The following is a 16,859-nucleotide window of genomic DNA, read 5'->3' as shown; positions in this document are numbered from 1 at the left end:
AGAGAGACGTCACGCGGTGCGGGCAGCCGTCGGCAAAGGGCGCACTCATGCAGCAGATGCTGGCGTGGGGATGCCAATAGTAGGCAAAACCGCAGTCCTTTGCTCCGTGAATCTCAGCCCGGGCGCTGGGCCGAGGCCCAGGCCGGTGCCGGCCAGTGCACCACCGCCTCCAGCCCGCCCTGCGGGTGGTTGCGCAGCATCAGCCGCGCGCCATCCTTTTCGGCCAGTGCGCGGGCAATGGTCAGGCCGAGCCCGGCCCCGCCGGTTTCGCGCGAACGCGAGGTCTCCAGCCGCACGAACGGGTCGAACACCGCCTCCAGTTCGTCCTCGGCCAAGCCAGGGCCTTGGTCGCGGACCCGTACGGTGACCCCGTCCGCGCCCTGCTCGACCCGCACCTGGGCGCTGTGGCCGTAGCTGACCGCATTGTCGACCAGGTTCGAGAACAGCCGGTGCATGGCCAGCGGGCGCAGCATCAGCACCGCGCCACTGCCCTGCTCGAAGTGCGCCTCGGCACCGGCCTCGGCGGCGTCTTCTACGATGCTTTCCAGCAGCGAGTCCAGGTCCAGCGCGGCGCGCTGCTCGGCGCTCTCGGCACTGCGGGCCAGCTCCAGGCCCTCGCGGATCAGCGCCTGCATGGCGGCCAGATCGCCGATCAGGCGCTCACGCAGGGCGTCGTCGGTCACGTTTTCCAGGCGCAGGCGCAGCCGGGTCACCGGGGTCTGCAGGTCATGGGTGATCGCCGCCAGCATCTGGGTGCGTTCGCCCAGCGTGCGCTGCAGGCGGGTCTGCATGGCATTGAAGGCTTCAGCAGCGCGCCGCACCTCCAGTGGGCCGGTTACCGGAATCGGCTCACGCTGCAGGTCGTCGCCCAGCGCGGTGGCGGCCGCGGCCAGCCGCTGCAGCGGTGCGCTGGCCATGCGCGCGACCACATAGGCCAGCACGCCGATCGCCAGCACCAGCAGGGTCAGGAACAGCGGGTCCACCGCCAGGATGCCGTTATGGGCGACCGCCGGCGACTCCAGCGCCAGCGACAGCTGGGTGCCGTCGCTCAGCGGCAACTGCACCGCCCGGCACTTGGGCGGAATGAAGGCGGGATCGCGCTCGTGCGGCGGCTTGCGCCGCGCCTGCGGCGGCGGGGGCGGCGGCAGCAGCTCCTGCGCCTTGGGCAGGCAGGAACGGAACGAGGTGAAGTGCACCGTGGCATGCGCCACCGCACCGGGGCGGTCTTCCAGCACTGCCATGAACGCGGTGTCCTCGCGCCCCAGGCGCGCGTCCTCGGGCAGGCTGCGCACCGCCGGGCCCCCGACCTGCAGCAGCCGGCCGCGCAGCTCCGGATCGCCGTCGAGCAGGTTGACGAAACCCTGCAGCCGGTCGGCCAGGCGATTGAGGTTCTGTCGCTCGAACTCCTGCTGGCGCTTGGCACCGGCCAGCATGGTCGCGCCAATGGCGGCCACGCTCATGCCCAGCAGCAGGATCACAAACAGACGCCCCACCATCGAGGCGAAGAAGCCGCGCAGACGTTTCATTCCAGGGTGACCGCCGTGGCCAGCACATAGCCCTCGTTGCGCACGGTCTTGATCAGCCCGTCGCTGCCGCCGTCACCGCCCAGCTTGTTGCGCAGGCGGCTGACCTGCAGGTCGATGGCGCGGTCCTGCGACTCGTAGTTGCGGCCGCTGCTGAGCGATACCAGCTGCTCACGCGACAACACCTTGTTGGCGTGTCCGACGAACACCCGCAACAGGCGGAACTCGGCCCCGGACAGCACCACCACGCGCCCGTCCGGGTCGACCAGGTGGCGGTGCTCCAGGTCGAAGGTCCACTGCGAGAAGCGCGCGCGGCGGATCGCCAGCGGCTCCAGGTTGGCCGGCAGTGCTTCAGTCCGGCGCAGCACGTTGCGGATCCGCGCCAGCAGCTCGCGCGGCTCGAACGGCTTGCCCAGGTAGTCGTCCGCGCCCATCTCCAGGCCCAGCACGCGGTCGATCGGCTCGCTGCGTGCGGTAAGCATGATCACCGGCGTGCTGGAGCGCGCGCGCAGATCACGGCACAAGGTGAGTCCGTCTTCGCGCGGCAGGTTAAGGTCCAGCACGATCAGGTCCACGTGCTCGCGGTCGAGCACCTGGCGCATGCCGTGGCCGTCGCTGGCGGTGCTGACCTGGTAGCCGGCACGGCCGAGCTGTTCGGCCAGCAACTGGCGGATGTCATTGTCGTCGTCGACGATCAACAGGCGTTGCATCGTGGGTATGGTCTCCATGCGTCCATGATCCCCTGTCGGGAGCTGAACCGCATCCTCGGGTTTGCGTCGTCGTGTTTCAAGCCATGCGCCGGATACACGCTGACATGTTTTTCTCCGGCGGCGGTTACATGCGGTTACACGGTGAGCGTTGAGCCGGCCGGATGCGCTCTTCACAATGCTGACAACGCCGCATGTCGGCCTGCCGAGTTGAGCCCCCATCGTGAAGCCCCGCCTGCCCACCACCCGCCGCGGCCGCGTGCTGCTGCTGATCATTGCCGCCTTCGTCGTGGCCGGGATTGTCGCATGGACCCTGCGCAAGCCGGCCGCCCCCACCCTGGCCACCAGCCCGGTCACCCGTGGCGACCTGGAACAGACGGTCGAAGCCACCGGCGTGATTGATGCCTACAAGCTGGTCAGCGTCGGTGCGCAGGCCTCAGGCCAGATCAAGTCACTGAAGGTGCAGCTGGGCGACACGGTGAAGGAAGGTGACCTGATCGCCGAAATCGACGCCACCACCCAGCAGAACCAGGTGCAGAACGCCGAGGCATCGCTGGAACAGGTCCGCGCACAGCGCGCCGTGCAGCAGGCCAGCCTGCGTGAGGCCGAGCTGGAATTCGCGCGGCAGAAGCAGATGCTGGAAGCCGAAGCCACCTCGCGCGCCGAGTACGACACCGCCGAGGCCCAGCTGAAGACCGCGCGTGCGCAGATCCAGTCGTATGACGCGCAGATCAAGGGCCGCGAAACCGAGCTGGGCACCGCGCGCGCCAACCTGGCCTACACCCGCATCACCGCCCCGATGGACGGCACCGTGGTCGCGGTGGTGGCCGAGGAAGGCCGCACCGTCAACGCCAACCAGACCGCGCCGACCATCGTGATGCTGGCGCGGCTGGACCTGGTGACGGTCAATGCCGAAGTGTCCGAAGCCGATGTGGTCAAGATCAAGGCGGGCATGCCGGTGTACTTCACCACCCTGGGTGACCCGGACCGCAAGTACCACGGCACCCTGCGCCAGATCAATCCGGCCCCGTCGTCGATTGCCAACGAAAGCTCGAGCAGCTCCAGCTCGTCCAGTTCCAGCTCCAGTTCGGCGGTGTACTACAACGCGCTGTTCGACGTGGAAAATCCGGACGGCACCCTGCGCATCGACATGACCGCGCAGGTGTCGGTGATGCTCAAGCAGGCCAAGGGCGTGCTGACCGTGCCGTCGGTGGCACTGGGCCCGAAGAGCCGCGACGGCCAGTACATGGTGCGGGTGGTCAATGCCGACGGCATGCCGGAACCGCGCAAGGTCAAGATCGGCATCAACAACGGGGCCAACGCCGAAGTGCAGTCCGGCCTGGAGGAAGGCGACAAGGTCGTGGTCGGCGAAGGTGGCACTGCCTCCGGCAGCGGCAGCGGCAACCGCGGCCCGCAGATGCGCATGGGCGGCCCGGGCATGGGGCCGCGCCGATGAAAGGCCCCTCCCCCGCTACGCCGCTGCTGCAGCTGCGCGACCTGCGCCGCGAGTTTCCGGCAGGCGACGAGACCATCGCGGTGCTGCGCGACGTCAACCTGGACATCGCCGCGGGCGAGATGGTTGCCATTGTCGGCCAGTCCGGCTCCGGCAAGTCGACGCTGATGAACATCCTCGGCTGCCTGGACCGCCCCACCCGGGGCAGCTACCAGGTCGCCGGGCGCGAGACCGGGCGCATGCTGCCGGACGAGCTGGCCGAACTGCGCCGCGAGCACTTCGGCTTCATCTTCCAGCGCTACCACCTGCTGGGTGACCTGGATGCACGCGGCAACGTGGAAGTGCCGGCGGTGTACGCCGGCAGCCCCGCGCCGGTGCGCAGCGCGCGCGCCGAACAGCTGCTGCAACGGCTGGGCCTGGGTGACCGCATGCAGCACAAGCCGGGCCAGCTGTCGGGCGGTCAGCAGCAGCGTGTCTCGATTGCGCGTGCACTGATGAACGGTGGCGAGGTGATCCTGGCCGACGAACCGACCGGTGCGCTGGACACGAAATCCGGCGAGGAAGTGATGGGCATCCTCGGCGAGCTGCATGCCGAAGGCCACACCATCATCATCGTCACCCACGATATGAGCGTGGCCGAGCACGCCCAGCGCATCATCGAGATCCGCGACGGCGAGATCATTGCCGACCGTGCCAATGACAAGGCTCCGCACTACCGTGCGCAGCGCAACGCCACCGTGGCCGCCGGCAAGGGCAACAGCTGGCGGGCCGCCCGCGACCGTTTTACCGAAGCGTTCCGCATGGCCCTGCTGGCGATGAACGCACATCGCCTGCGCACCTTCCTGACCATGCTCGGGATCATCATCGGCATCGCCTCGGTGGTCTCGGTGGTGGCGCTGGGCAACGGCTCGCAGCAGCAGATCCTGCAGAACATCAGCGCACTGGGCACCAACACCATCGACGTCTACCCCGGTCGTGGTTTCGGCGACATGCGCTCCGGCCGCGTGCAGACGCTCAAGGCCAGCGATGCCGATGCGCTGGCAAAGCAGAGCTACATCGACAGCGCCACGCCCAGCGTGTCCTCGTCGGTGACGGCGCGCTACCGCAACCAGTCGGCCACCGCCCAGGTCAGCGGCGTGGGCGAGCAGTACTTCCGGGTCAAAGGCGTGACCTTGAGCGCCGGCAGCTTCTTTGAAGCCGACGCGATCAAAAGCCTGGCCCAGGTGGCGGTCATCGATGAAAACACCCGTACCCAGTTCTTCCCGAACGGCGACGATCCGATCGGTCAGGTGATCCTGCTCGGCAACGTACCGGTGCGCGTGGTCGGCGTGGCCAAGCCGCAGAGCTTCGGCTTTGGCGGCAGCACCAACCTGAGCGTGTGGGTGCCGTACACCACGGTGATGTCGCGCATGCTCGGCCAGAGTCATGTCTCCAGCATCACCGTGCGGGTGGACGACACCACCCCGATGGATGCGGCGCAGGCGGCCATTTCCAAGCTGCTGATCATGCGTCACGGTACCGAGGACTTCTTCCTCAGCAACAGCGCCGAGATCCGCGAAACCATCGAGCAGACCACCCGCACCATGACCCTGCTGATCAGCGCCATCGCCGCCATCGCGCTGCTGGTGGGCGGGATCGGGGTGATGAACATCATGCTGGTGTCGGTCACCGAGCGTACGCGTGAGATCGGCGTCCGCATGGCGGTAGGCGCGCGGCAGAGCGACATCCGTCAGCAGTTCCTGATCGAGGCGGTGCTGGTGTGCCTGCTCGGCGGCCTGCTGGGCGTGGGGCTGTCGCTGCTGGTCGGCTGGCTGTTCGGCAAGTTCGCGCCGGACTTCCAGATGCTGTTCTCGACCGCGTCAATCGTGGCGGCGTTTGCCTGCTCCAGTCTGATCGGCGTGGCGTTTGGTTTCCTTCCGGCTCGCAATGCAGCCCAACTTGATCCCGTGGAGGCGTTGGCCCGCGAATGAACATGTCCCGTATTCCGATGCAAACCGTATTGGCTGGCTCTCTCGCCTTGCTGCTGTCGGCCTGTGCCAGCACCGGTCACTACCAGGTGGATGCGCCGACGGTGCCGGCCGCGTATGGCCGGGGCGATGCGCAGATCAATGCGCCTACCGAAGCCAGCGTCGACAGCACCGAGGTCGCGCGCACCGATGTGCGCCAGGACACCTGGTGGACCGGCTTCCAGGACCCGCGCCTGGACCGCATGATCGCCCGTGCCCTGCAGGCCAACACCGACCTGGCCTCGGCCGGGCTGGCAGTGCAGCGTGCCCGCCTGCAGGCCGGACTGGCCGACAACAACCTGTGGCCACAACCCTCGGGCAGTGTCAGCAGCAGCGGCAGCCGCGCCATCGACCAGAGCGCGGACTGGAACCGCGGCAGCTCGGCCGGTGTGTCGCTGCAATGGGAAATCGACCTGTGGGGCCGCCTTCGCACCCAGCGCGACATTGCCCAGTGGGAGGCACAGGCCACCGAAGAAGACCTGCAGAACACCGCCCTGCTGGTGGTCAGCGACGTCGCCACGCAGTACTGGACGCTGGCCTTCCTCAACCAGTCGATCACCGCCGGCCAAGCCAACCTGGAGCGGCTGGAGCGCACCCGCGACCTGGTCCAGGCGCGCTTCGATGCCGGTGCGGTGTCACGGCTGGAAGTGCGTCAGGCCAGCCAGAGCCTGGAAGCACAGCGTTCGGCGCAGAGTGCACTGGAGCAGCAGCGGGTGGTGGCGCGCAACGCACTGACCGTGTTGCTGGATGGCCAGCCGTGGCCGCAGGCGGATGAGCCGCAGGTGCTGGAAAGCATCGGCAGCCCGCCGCTGGCCGAGGGCCTGCCGGCCGAGCTGCTCGGCCGCCGCCCGGACCTGCGCGCGGCCGAACTGCGACTGCGCAACAGTTTGAAGAACATCAAGGTCACCGCGACCAGCTACTACCCGGCGCTGAGCCTGAGTGGCGGCGTGAACAGCAGTGCGACCTCGCTGTCGGATGTGCTGAGGAATCCGGTGGCCACGCTGGGCGCTGGCTTGTCACTGCCGTTTCTCAACATCCGCCAGGCGCAGCTGGATACCAAGGTGGCGGGCACGGATTACCAGATTGCCGCGAACAGCTTCCGCAGCACGTTGTACACCGCACTTTCCGAGGTGGACAACGCGTTGTCGGCGCGCACCCAGTTCGCCACGCAGGTGGCGGCGTCGCAGGCGTCGTATGACGAGGCGGTGGAGATCGAGCGGATGTACGAGGTGCGTTATCGCGTAGGTGCGACCGACCTGCGTACGTGGCTGGAGGCGCAGCAGACCCGGCGTGATGCGGAATTGTCGCTGGCGTCGATCAAGCAGCGGCAGTTGATCAATGATGTGACGTTGTTCAAGGCGCTGGGGGGAAGCGCGGGGTGATGGGGCGCTTCGGTCTGGTCTAAACGTCGGTCAGGTTGACCTGACCGACGTGGATTGGGCTTCGGATGCTTGTGCCGCGCTGCGCGCGGTTGACGCGCATGGCGCGTCACTACGAATTGCTACGTGCGCAGGACGATCGCGCCGTTCGCCGGGCACGCCCGGCGGGGCTTCGGACACACATGGCGCGTAGTGACGCGCCATGCGCGTCACCCGGCCATGCCCGAACGCGCTTCAACCGCGCTGACGCACCGCTTCAAACAAACTCACACCGGCGGCCACGGATACATTCAGGCTTTCAATGTCGCCCGGCATCGGAATCTTGACCAGGCCGTCGCAGTTTTCGCGGGTGAGGCGGCGCAGGCCATCGGCTTCGCCGCCCAGCACCAGTGCGACGTTGCCCTTCAGATCCAGCGAATACAGCGACGCGGTGGCTTCGCCGGCCAGGCCGTAGATCCACACGCCCTGCTTCTGCAGGTCCTTCAGGCAGCGCGACAGGTTGGTCACCGCCACCACCGGAATGCGGTCGGCGGCACCGGCCGAGGTCTTGCGCACGGTGGCGTTCACGGTGGCCGACTTGTCCTTGGGAATGATCACCGCCGTGGCCCCTGCGGCGGCGGCGCTGCGCAGGCACGCGCCCAGATTGTGCGGGTCCTGGACCTCGTCGAGGATCAGCAGCAGCGCCTTGCCCTCGGCAGCGGTGACCAGCCCTTCCAGCTCGTTCTCGCTGTAGGTGCGGGCAGCGGCATAGCGCGCGGCCACGCCCTGGTGGCGCACCGAGCCGCCCACGCCGTCCAGCGCCTGGGTGTTCACCCGGCGCACGTCGATCCCCTTGCGGCGCGCGTTTTCCTCGATTTCGGTCAGCCGCGGATTCTTCGCGCCGGCCTCGATCAGCACTTCGCGGACGTTCTCGGCATCGTTTTCAATCGAGGAGGCGACGGCGTTGACGCCGACGATCCACTGGCTTTGTTTGCTCATTGCAGGGGGCAGAACCGGTCAGGGGGTGGTAATGGTAGAGCATCGGCGGGCGGGGTGCCCGTCACCGCGGCCAACGGGCCGTATCCCGGTCTGGATGCTGATGGGACACCAACGTGGCCAAGCGCTCGGCATCCGGGTCGTCCTCGGCCAGGATCACCTCCAGCCCGCCCAGCTGGTCCACGAAGGGCAGTTTGGACTCGGTGCCGTACTGCACGGTCGGCGGCAGCCGTTCAGGCTGGTCGAAGGCCCCGGCGGCCACGGCCATGCCGTCGTCCCCTTCGTAGGTCAGCGGAGTGCCGCAGTCGGCGCAGAAGCCACGGCGGAAGTGGTTGGAGGACTGGAAGCGGCGGGGCTCGCCACGGGTCCACTGGAAATCCGCGCCGCGCACCGACACCAAGGGGGCGTAGTAGGCCCCGAAGGCTTTCTGGCACATGCGGCAGTGGCAGATGGAACGGTCTGGCAGCGCGCCGCGGACGTGGAAGCGGATCGCGCCGCATTGGCAGCCGCCGGAGAATTCGGGAACGGGGTTCATGGGTGAGGCCTCCGTTTCGTGGCGTACCGACCAACGGTCGGTACCTACCGGGATTCATGCGGTTGCCGGCCAGCGGCCGGCACTACCTCAATATTTCTGCTTCTGCCGCTTGGCCGGCTGGCCGCGAGGCGGCAGCTCCGGCACCGAATCGTCCTTTTCCTCGACCAGGCGGAAGTCGATCTTGCGCTCTTCCATGCTGGCCTTCAGCACCAGGATGCGCACCCGGTCACCCAGACGGTAGCTGGTGCCACGGCGTTCACCGGTCAGCGTTTTGCGGGTGGCATCGAACTGGTAATAGTCGTGCGGCAACTGGGTGACATGCACCAGCCCGTTGACCTTGGACTCGTCCAGCTCCACGAACAGCCCGAAGCTGGTCACGCCGCTGATCACGCCGTCGAACTTGCCGCCGACGTGCTTTTCCATCCACGCCGCGCGGTAGCGCTCGTCGACCTCGCGCTCGGCCTCGTCCGCACGGCGCTCGCGTTCGGAGCACAGCAGGGTCAGCTTGGCCATTTCGCGCTGGGTGTACAGATACTTGTCGACCGGCTTGCCGGTCAGCGCGTACTTGATCGCGCGATGCACCAGCAGGTCCGGGTAGCGGCGGATCGGCGAGGTGAAGTGGGCGTAGGCGTCCAGCGCCAGGCCGAAGTGGCCCAGGTTCTCGGCCGAATACACCGCCAGGCTCTGGCTGCGCAGCAGCACCGATTCCAGCAGCGCCGCATCCGGGCGCTCGCGCACCTTCTTCAGCAGCTTGGTGTAGTCGCCCGGCTGCACCTTGGCATACGGCGGCAGGCTCAGCTTGAATTCCTTCAGGAACTCCTGCAGGTCTTCAAACTTCGATTCCGGCGGCTTCTCATGGTCACGGTACGGAGCCGGCACATGCTTGCTGATCAGGTAGCGCGCCGCCTGCACGTTGGCGGCGATCATGCATTCCTCGATCAGCTTGTGCGCGTCGTTGCGCACCAGCATGCCGGCCTGGGTGACCTGACCGGTGTTGTCGAGAATGAAGCGCACTTCCGAGCTTTCAAATTCGATCGCGCCGCGCTTGGTCCGGGCCTTGGCAAACACCTTGTACAGCTGGTGCAGGCGTTCCACCTGCGGCAGCAGCGGGCCGATGGCCGCACGCGCGGCCGGATCGTTCTCGCCCACCGCCTGCCAGACCTGGGTGTAGGTCAGGCGTGCATGCGAATTCATCACCGCTTCGTAGAAGCGCGAGTGTGCCACTTCGCCATCGCGCCCCACCTGCATGTCGCAGACGAAGCACATGCGGTCGACCTTCGGCATCAGCGAGCAGATGCCGTTGGACAGCGTCTCCGGCAGCATCGGCACCACGAAGCCCGGGAAGTACACCGAGGTGGCGCGCTTCTGCGCTTCCTCGTCCAGCGGGGTGCCGGGGCGGACATAGTTGGAGACGTCGGCAATGGCCACGATCAGACGGAAACCATCTTCGTTCGGCTCGCAGTAGACCGCGTCGTCGAAGTCCTTGGCGTCCTCGCCGTCGATGGTCACCAGCGGCGTGCTGCGCAGATCGACGCGACCGCCGATCATGCCCGGCTCCACCGTCAACGGCACCGCCGCGGCTTCGTCCAGCACTTCCTGCGGGAACTCGAACGGCAGCTCATGGCCGTGAATGGCGGTTTCCACCACCAGCGAGGCGGTCAGCTTGTCGCCGAGCACCGCGATGATGCGGCCGATCGGCGGCCGACGCGTGTCCGGGGCCTGGGTCAGTTCGCACACCACCAGCTGGCCATCGCGGGCGTCGCCGGTCTGGTCGGGCGGAATCTGTACGTTGCGCTGGATGCGCTTGTCATCCGGCACCACGTAGCTGATGCCGAACTCGACGCTGAAGCGCCCGATCAGACGGGTCATGCCACGCTCGAGCACGCGGGCGATGCTGCCCTCGCGGCGGCCACGGCGGTCGATGCCGGTCACGTTGGCCAGCACACGGTCGCCGTGCAGCACCTTGCGCATTTCATACGGGGCCAGGAACAGGTCGTCGCCGCCCTCCACCGGGCGCAGGAAGCCGAACCCTTCCGGGTTGGCGATGACCACGCCAGTGATCAGGTTGGTGGCCTGCACCGGGGCGAAGCCGCCGCGGCGGTTCTGCACCAGCTGGCCGTCACGCACCATCGCGCCCAGGCGCTTGCCCAGCGCGTCGGCACGGTCGGGTTCGGTCAGGCCGAGCTGCGCGCCGATTTCCTCGGCGGTCTGGGGGCCGTCGCAGCGGTCCAGCAACTGCAGGATGGCTTCGCGGCTGGCGATGGGCTGGGCGTAGCGCTCGGCCTCGCGCGCGGCGAAGGGGTCGTCATAGCTGCGGCTGGTGGCCTGCGGATGCGGGTTGCGGCGGGTCGGCACGGGGGCCCCGGTGCCCGGCTTGGGGCCGGCACGCTTGCCGCTGCGCGGCGGGGCGGGATTCTGCAGGGACTCGGGCATCCAGGGCGGCAGCTTGCCAGGCTTGGCAGCGGCGCGGGACTTGCCCGACGGACCAGCACCCTTCTTGGGGGCCGGAGACTTGGGGGCTTTCGCGCCCCGGGTCGGTTTCTTTGTTTTCATTGACCTTTATGGTAACCGCTGACGGTGTGCATGGCGGGTCATCGATGACACGTATGCAGCTTTGTGAAGAAAGTGAAAAAGACGTTGACAAGCGTCCCGGACATGCCCAGAATTGCCGGCTCTGGAACGCCCAGGTGGCGGAATTGGTAGACGCACTAGTTTCAGGTACTAGCGGGTAAAACCGTGGAGGTTCGAGTCCTCTCCTGGGCACCAACGTTAAAAACCCGCGCAAGCGGGTTTTTTCGTTTCCGGCCTCACGCATCCGGATCGTAGAACCGCCGCGCCAGCCCTTCGCGCCCCGGGAAATACTTGAACCAGGGTCGCGCGCCATCCACCACGGCCGCCACCGACGGGTGCGCCATCAGCCGCTCGAAGTACGCCCGCAGGTGCGTCAGCTCCTTCGGCAGCGGCACATAAGCCACGGCATAGAACAGCGCCGGTGCCACCGCACAATCGGCCATCGAGAAGTCGGTACCCGCCATCCAGCCGCCGGCCTGCAGCTGACGATCCAGCACGGCATAACTCTTCAACAGCATCTGCCGGGCATCGTCGACTGCGGCATCACTGCCCTGCCCGGCCGGTTTCAGGCGTTCGGCGGTAAGCGCCTGCATCGGAGTCATGACGTAGAAGTCTGAGAACCGGTCCCAGAAGCGCACGTCGAGAGACGCATCTGCACCTTCCGGAATCAACCGCGCGTCGCTGCCGGCATGATGCAACTGCAGGTACTCGATGATGATGCTGGTTTCAGCCACGCGCCGATCGCCGTCTTCCAGCAGCGGCATCTTGCCCATTGGGGAGAGTTCGGCGAAGGCGGCGCGGACGGCCGGGTCACCGAGGTTCAGGAAGCGCTCTTCCAGCGTTGCCCCAAGTACTCGGGCAGCGATCAGCACTTTCTGGCAGCAGGACGACAGCGGGTGGACGTGCAGGACGGGCGTGGTCATCGGAGATCCAAGCAGTCGTGGTGAACTGAGTATTGCAGAATCCGTTGACAGCCCCCGAATGCTTCCGCATAATTCGCGGCCTGAGTCGCCCAGGTGGCGGAATTGGTAGACGCACTAGCTTCAGGTGCTAGCGGGGGCAACTTCGTGGAGGTTCGAGTCCTCTCCTGGGCACCATGACTCAGTAAATGATCAAACCCGCGCAAGCGGGTTTTTTCGTTTCTGCGCAACGCTCAATCGATGTGGGTGTTGATTGCGAAATGTTGTTGACACATTCGAGGTTCTCCCGCACAATTCGTCTCCTGAGTCGCCCAGGTGGCGGAATTGGTAGACGCACTAGCTTCAGGTGCTAGCGGGGGCAACTTCGTGGAGGTTCGAGTCCTCTCCTGGGCACCATGACTCAGTAAATGATCAAACCCGCGAAAGCGGGTTTTTTCGTTTCTGGCGTTTGGATTGCGGGATCTACGTAGAGCCGGGCTTGCCCGGCTGCTGTTGGATTCGTGCGAACAACCCTCGGTTTACGGAATCCCTGGCTTGGCGGATCGGGATGGGCGTTCCGGGGGACGGCGCAAGTACGTCCCTGTAGCGTCGGTCGACAGACGACGGCCGTGAAATCATCCACGCCCGGTAACGCATGACCTCCGAACGGTGACGCGCTTCTTCGTTTCGGTTCATGCCCTACCGCGCCGATCACCGTTATCGGCGGTCGACTGTCGTGCGACCCTACCGGCGGCATTGCCGATGGCATTGCCGGTGACATTGCGGATTGCATTGCGCACGGCATTGCCGGTGACATTGACATCGGCAGTGCCGGATGCAAGTACATCACCGCGATCGCGGGGATTCGCCGCTGGTTGGCTCTTCAACACCGACACCCATTACACCGGCCGCGTCGTCGCTTGCTTTGCGGATCGCATTGCGCCGCAACTTCGCATCCTTCGCACGCGACGCCTGTGCAAGCTCCACCAGCCGCGCCATGAACAACCGGACCGCCTCCGCCGGCGCATAATCCAGGCTTTTCGTCACGCCCTTGAAGTCGCGGCGCAACTCGTCTTCCACTCGTGCACGTAGCCAGACCGGCTTCTTCATCGGCGTGCCCTCCGCCGGAACTGCGGGTGATGCATGTACGAACGTTGTGTTTGCATGGCAAACCTCCTGCAGAGTGCGACCCCCGCCGGAATGGCGAGGGGTCGGGAGGTTAGAACCGCGAATCACCGAGGAGAAAACGGCGGGCATATTTCCCCCTTGCGGAGGTGTTGTATTAGCCACCCTCCCGACGCAGGACGCACACTTCCCACGCAGGACAACCATCTCGATGAATTCGGAGATTCTACGCTCCGGGGCCTACCCTGCAGGAAACAGATGCCGATAAAAATAGGCATTTGCGACGCAATCGTGGCGGGTTTTTGGCGCACGGGCAAATGGTGCGACGCAATTGGCGCGGTTGGTTTGCGGGAGGCTTGGGGGAGTAGTGCGGTGCGCGCGAAGGTGGTGCAGGGGTTGCGCGTTGGTGGATGCTTCAATGTGTGACGTGCGTGCGCGTTTATCGGGCATGCAATGAAGAACGCGGAGTGGAGTTCGCGTCGCATGCGTCACTTCGGGTCATGCTTGGAGCTCGTTTCGATCAGGGGTTCATGCGTTAAAGAACGTTGGTCATTTCACGGCGATCGTCTGTCGACCGATCCCACCATTTCTTCAACCATTTGCATCAGGCCCAGCACCCCGGTGATGTTCAGCACCGCTGGTGGTGGCCAGCATCGCAGTGATGCCTGCCGTTGCCGTTGCCGTTGATTTCCCATGGCCACCGACCATTTGTCGTGGCGGGTCGGGGTGGGCTGGAGGGGGCGTGAGCCGCATGGATGCGGCGATCGAGCTTACATGGATGTACTTGCAGCGTCCCCCGGAACGCCCATCCCGATCCGCCAAGCCAGGGATGTAGTGAACCGGGGGCTGTTCGCACGAATCCAACAGCAGCCGGGCAAGCCCGGCTCTACGTAGACCGTCGAATGCCGATCAGTGGCCGCCCGCGGAAGCAGCGCCCGCGCCTGCGCCGAACGGAGGCTTGGCCAGCCACAGGAACGCGATGATCGCCAGGAACACCCAGCCCAGCAGGAAAAAGATGTCGTTGAAGCCCATCTGCGATGCCTGGTGGTTGATGATGTTGTTCAACGCTGCCGCGCCATGTTGCAGATCGCCCTGCCCCATCGCCGCTACCTGCTCCTGCATGCCCGGCTGATACACCGAGATGTGTTCGGTCAGGTGCGCGTGGTGCTCCTGCGTGCGGTGCGCCCACAGCCACGTGGTCAGCGATGCCGCGAAGCTGCCGCCCAGCGTACGCAGGAATGTGGCCAGGCCCGAGCCCGCCGCGATCTCGCGACCGTCCAGGTCCGACAGCAGGATCTGCAGCACCGGCATGAAGAACAGTGCCACGCCCACACCCATGATCAACTGCACCCCCGCCACGTGGGTGAAATCCACCTGCAGGTTGAAGTTTGAACGCAGGAAGCTCGTGAATGACAGGAACACGAACGCGAACGACGCGATCATCCGCATGTCGAAACGCGACGCGTACTTGCCCACGAACGGCGTCATGATCACCGGCAGAATGCCGATTGGTGCTGTCGCCAGACCTGCCCAGATCGCCGTGTAGCCCATGTCACGCTGCAGCCACTGCGGAATCAGCAGCGACACACTGAAGAACGCCGCATACGCCACCACCATCGCCAGCGTGCCCGCACGGAAGTTGCGGTGCCGGAACAGGCGCAGGTCCACGATCGGATCCTTGTCGGTCAGTTCCCAGATCAGGAACACCGCCAACGCCACCACCGCCACGCAGGCCAGCACCACGATCTTCGCCGAGGCAAACCAGTCTTCGTCGTTGCCCAGGTCCAGCACCAGCTGCAGCGCACCCACGCCGATCACCAGCGTGATCAGACCAACGTAATCCATTTTCGGCTTTTCAATGTGCTCCGGCCGACCCTTCAGCTGATTACCCACCACCAGCGCCGCGAAGATGCCCAGCGGCACGTTGATCAGGAAGATCCATTCCCAGCTGTAGTTGTCGGTGATCCAGCCGCCCAGGATCGGGCCACAGATCGGCGCCACCACCGTGATCATCGCCAGCAGTGCCAATGCCTGCCCGCGTTTTTCCCTTGGATAGATCGACACCAGCAGCGACTGCGTGATCGGGTACATCGGCCCCGCCACGAAACCCTGCAGCGCGCGCGACACCACCAGCATGCCCATGCTCTGCGCCAGGCCACACAGCAGCGACGCCACCACGAACGACAGCGTCGCCCAGATGAACAGCTTGGTTTCCCCGAAGCGACGGCTCAGCCAACCGGTCAGCGGCAGCGCGATCGCCGTGCTCACCGCGAACGAGGTGATCACCCAGGTGGCCTGCTGCGAGCTGGCCCCCAGGTTGCCGGCGATGGTCGGCAGCGACACGTTGGCAATGGTGGTGTCGAGCACCTGCATGAACGAGGCCATCGCCAGGCCAGCAGTACACAGCGCGACATTGGCTGGCCGGAAGGCACCGGCCGCCGACGGCGCGCCCGGGTTACCGGGCGCGGTAGGAGCTTGTGCGGACATCGTTTCGGTCTCAGCTCGCCTTGGCCTGCTGCGGCAGGTTGGCCTGGATGATGGTGTGGATCTTGTCGTCCGCGCTGTGCAGCTGCTTGGCGTACACGTCGGTGTCGAACACCTGGCCCTTGGCCGCTTCAGTCGGCAGCACCGTGCCCTTCTGGTCGCGCAGGCTCACTTCCGCCTTCATCGACAGACCAATGCGCAGCGGATGTTCGGCCAGCTGCTTCGGATCGATGGCGATGCGCACCGGCACGCGCTGCACGATCTTGATCCAGTTGCCGCTGGCGTTCTGCGCCGGCAGCAGCGAGAACGCCGAACCGGTGCCCAGGCCCAGGCTGTCGATGCGGCCGGTGTAATGCACCTCACCGCCGTACAGGTCCGACTTCAGCTCCACTTCCTGGCCCAGGCGCATGTGGCGCAGCTGGGTTTCCTTGAAATTGGCTTCCACCCACATCTGCTCGGTCGGCACCACCGCCATCAGGGCATTGCCCGGCTGCACGCGCTGGCCGACCTGCACCGAACGACGTGCCACGTAACCGGTGACCGGTGCGACGATGCCGGCACGTGCGTTGTTGAGGTACGCCTGGCGCAGCTGCGCGGCAGCAGCCTGCACGTCCGGCTGGGTTGCGATCACGGTGTCGTCGACCAGCGCGCGGCTGCGCTCAAAGGTTTCGCGCGAACCTGCAACAGCAGCTTCGGCGGCGGCCAGCTCGTCACGGGCGTGGGCCAGCTCTTCGTTGGAGATCGCACCGGTGGCGGCCAGGTCCTTGCGGCGGGCGAAGTCGTCGCGCACGCGCTTGAGGGCGACGTTGCGGGCATTCAATTCGGCCTGCGCACCTTCCACGCTGCGGTACAGGCCGCGCACTTCACGCACGGTCTTGGCCAGGGTGGCCTCGGCCTGCTGCAGTGCTACTTCGGTGTCGGCCGGGTCCAGCTGCACCAGCAACTGGCCGCGCTCCACGCGCATGCCATCGTCGGCGTTGATCGCCACCACGGTGCCGCTCACCAGCGGGGTGATCTGCACCTGGTTGCCCTGCACGTAGGCGTCGTCGGTTTCTTCGAACCAGCGGCCGAACATGAAGTACCACAGGGCGAACGCGGCCAGCAGCAGGACCACGATGACCACAAGGCCGCGCAGCAGCTTGCCGCGGCGGGACGGAGCTGCCGGCGCGGCAGCGGGAGCAGAAGTCTGGCTCATGAACGTT

Annotated in this window: 12 protein-coding genes and 3 tRNA genes; 6 read left to right on the top strand and 9 right to left on the bottom strand. The window is 66.1% G+C overall.

The features are described 5' to 3' along the window. Positions 1 to 113 precede the first annotated feature (113 nt). Positions 114 to 1,526 carry an ATP-binding protein gene (locus PDM29_RS14070; protein WP_311190722.1) on the bottom strand — a complete coding sequence of 471 codons (1,413 nt, stop codon included), beginning with the start codon at positions 1,524 to 1,526 and terminating at the stop codon, positions 114 to 116. Next, the gene (locus tag PDM29_RS14065; RefSeq protein ID WP_311190721.1) at positions 1,523 to 2,251 is read right to left on the bottom strand and encodes a response regulator; all 729 of its coding nucleotides are present in this window, start codon (positions 2,249 to 2,251) and stop codon (positions 1,523 to 1,525) included. The genes PDM29_RS14070 and PDM29_RS14065 overlap by 4 nt, the downstream gene beginning before the upstream one ends. 202 nt (positions 2,252 to 2,453) lie before the next feature. On the opposite strand from PDM29_RS14065, the gene PDM29_RS14060 reads away from it, so the two are divergent. The 3 genes from PDM29_RS14060 to PDM29_RS14050 are packed head-to-tail and all read left to right on the top strand — an operon-like array spanning position 2,454 to position 7,071. Further along, entirely contained in the window at positions 2,454 to 3,686 is a 1,233-nt protein-coding gene (locus PDM29_RS14060; RefSeq protein WP_311190720.1) for an efflux RND transporter periplasmic adaptor subunit, read from the top strand. Beyond that, positions 3,683 to 5,653 carry a MacB family efflux pump subunit gene (locus tag PDM29_RS14055; RefSeq protein WP_311190719.1) on the top strand — a complete coding sequence of 657 codons (1,971 nt, stop codon included), beginning with the start codon at positions 3,683 to 3,685 and terminating at the stop codon, positions 5,651 to 5,653. The genes PDM29_RS14060 and PDM29_RS14055 overlap by 4 nt, the downstream gene beginning before the upstream one ends. Then, on the top strand, positions 5,650 to 7,071 hold the full coding sequence (locus PDM29_RS14050) for a TolC family protein (RefSeq protein WP_425508676.1): 1,422 nt from the start codon (positions 5,650 to 5,652) through the stop codon (positions 7,069 to 7,071). The genes PDM29_RS14055 and PDM29_RS14050 overlap by 4 nt, the downstream gene beginning before the upstream one ends. A gap of 231 nt (positions 7,072 to 7,302) precedes the next feature. Here PDM29_RS14050 and rlmB read toward each other — a convergent pair whose 3' ends face one another. From rlmB to rnr, 3 genes are all read right to left on the bottom strand, one after another. Next, positions 7,303 to 8,046: a 23S rRNA (guanosine(2251)-2'-O)-methyltransferase RlmB gene (gene rlmB / locus PDM29_RS14045; RefSeq protein ID WP_311190717.1), complete on the bottom strand. Its 744-nt coding sequence runs from the start codon at positions 8,044 to 8,046 to the stop codon at positions 7,303 to 7,305. A 61-nt stretch (positions 8,047 to 8,107) separates the two neighbouring features. Beyond that, positions 8,108 to 8,578 (bottom strand): GFA family protein, encoded by a 471-nt coding sequence (locus PDM29_RS14040; protein ID WP_311190716.1) that lies wholly within the window; start codon positions 8,576 to 8,578, stop codon positions 8,108 to 8,110. A gap of 87 nt (positions 8,579 to 8,665) precedes the next feature. Beyond that, on the bottom strand, positions 8,666 to 11,131 hold the full coding sequence (gene rnr / locus PDM29_RS14035; RefSeq protein ID WP_311190715.1) for a ribonuclease R: 2,466 nt from the start codon (positions 11,129 to 11,131) through the stop codon (positions 8,666 to 8,668). 128 nt (positions 11,132 to 11,259) lie between these two features. Here rnr and PDM29_RS14030 point away from each other — a divergent pair. Continuing rightward, a tRNA-Leu gene (locus tag PDM29_RS14030) sits at positions 11,260 to 11,344 on the top strand. 41 nt (positions 11,345 to 11,385) lie between these two features. Here PDM29_RS14030 and PDM29_RS14025 read toward each other — a convergent pair. Next, positions 11,386 to 12,072, bottom strand: coding sequence for a glutathione S-transferase family protein (locus PDM29_RS14025; protein WP_311190714.1), 687 nt, complete (start codon positions 12,070 to 12,072; stop codon positions 11,386 to 11,388). Between the two features lie 87 nt (positions 12,073 to 12,159). Between PDM29_RS14025 and PDM29_RS14020 the strand changes: the two genes are divergently transcribed. Together PDM29_RS14020 and PDM29_RS14015 are read left to right on the top strand one after the other, a co-directional pair. Continuing rightward, a tRNA-Leu gene (locus PDM29_RS14020) sits at positions 12,160 to 12,246 on the top strand. A 132-nt stretch (positions 12,247 to 12,378) separates the two neighbouring features. Next, positions 12,379 to 12,465 (top strand) — tRNA-Leu (locus PDM29_RS14015). A gap of 429 nt (positions 12,466 to 12,894) precedes the next feature. Here PDM29_RS14015 and PDM29_RS14010 read toward each other — a convergent pair. The 3 genes from PDM29_RS14010 to emrA all read right to left on the bottom strand — a co-directional run bounded on the left by PDM29_RS14010 (position 12,895) and on the right by emrA (position 16,852). After that, on the bottom strand, positions 12,895 to 13,158 hold the full coding sequence (locus PDM29_RS14010; RefSeq protein WP_311190713.1) for a hypothetical protein: 264 nt from the start codon (positions 13,156 to 13,158) through the stop codon (positions 12,895 to 12,897). Between the two features lie 924 nt (positions 13,159 to 14,082). Continuing rightward, positions 14,083 to 15,660, bottom strand: a complete 1,578-nt coding sequence (locus PDM29_RS14005; RefSeq protein WP_311190712.1) for a DHA2 family efflux MFS transporter permease subunit — start codon at positions 15,658 to 15,660, stop codon at positions 14,083 to 14,085. Positions 15,661 to 15,670: 10 nt separating this feature from the next. Beyond that, entirely contained in the window at positions 15,671 to 16,852 is a 1,182-nt protein-coding gene (gene emrA, locus PDM29_RS14000; RefSeq protein ID WP_311190711.1) for a multidrug efflux MFS transporter periplasmic adaptor subunit EmrA, read from the bottom strand. Between the last annotated feature and the right edge of the window lie 7 nt (positions 16,853 to 16,859).

This window comes from Stenotrophomonas oahuensis (assembly GCF_031834595.1).
In the GTDB taxonomy this organism is placed as follows: Bacteria; Pseudomonadota; Gammaproteobacteria; order Xanthomonadales; family Xanthomonadaceae; genus Stenotrophomonas; species Stenotrophomonas oahuensis.
The sequence above is the reverse complement of the archived record's forward strand: the minus strand, read 5'-3'. Positions and strand labels throughout refer to the sequence as shown.